This window comes from Streptomyces sp. NTD91 (assembly GCF_059510455.1).
In genome coordinates this window covers 1-695 of the sequence record NZ_JCAJZW010000151.1, presented here as the reverse complement: position 1 = coordinate 695, position 695 = coordinate 1, and the positions used below count along the sequence as shown (strand labels likewise).

Here is a 695-nt window from a genome sequence, read left to right as displayed (position 1 = left end):
CCTGGAAAGCCGGCTCACCGCCGGTCGCGACGGCCGGCACGCCGGCCTTTGAGCCAGTGCCTGAGACGCTGCGCCTCAGGCACTGGACCTGAGCTGCGCCCGCAGTCGGGCGATCCCAGGCGGCGACATGTGGGAGCCACCCCCCGGTCACATCGGGGAACACCGCCCGGCGGGGTGGTTCCACATCCAGCCTCTACACGGCAGCCGCATGACGCCGACCCGTGAAATGGCCACGGTCGTCGGCTTGTTCCCGATCCCCCCTTCGAAGCGGGAGATCGCCGGCCTCGTCGGGCTGCATCACCCATCCGTTCACCGGGGCGCCCATGCCACCGACCATCACTGCCGTGAGCGCGAGGTGGCGCCCCGCGCCGGACGAGCCGTACCTGATCTCGATCGGTTCCTTGTCTCTCTTCCGCCGTCCCCCACCTGCTGTCCGGAGGGCTGCCCCCATGTCCCAGAACGCCACTGCCGCCGCTTGCGGCGCCGAGACCGCACCTGAGAAGGTGCCCGATCTGTCGCACCGGCGTCGCTGGTGGATTCTGCTGGTCGTTTCGCTGTCAATGCTGATGGGTGTCCTCGACGGCTGAAGCTTCCCCTTGATCGTGGACACCTGGAGACTGGGATCTTGAGGTTCCAGAGGAAGTAGCACCAGGTGGGAAGCAAGTACACGAAGCGGTACACCGAGGAGTTCAAGC

1 protein-coding gene is annotated in these 695 nt (G+C 67.2%); it reads left to right on the top strand.

Annotated elements, in window-relative coordinates; all coding sequences use genetic code 11:
- The first annotated feature begins 449 nt into the window (after nt 1-449).
- Nucleotides 450-587 carry a hypothetical protein gene (locus AC5WRT_RS38995; RefSeq protein ID WP_496098949.1) on the top strand — a complete coding sequence of 46 codons (138 nt, stop codon included), beginning with the start codon at nt 450-452 and terminating at the stop codon, nt 585-587.
- Nucleotides 588-695: the final 108 nt, after the last annotated feature.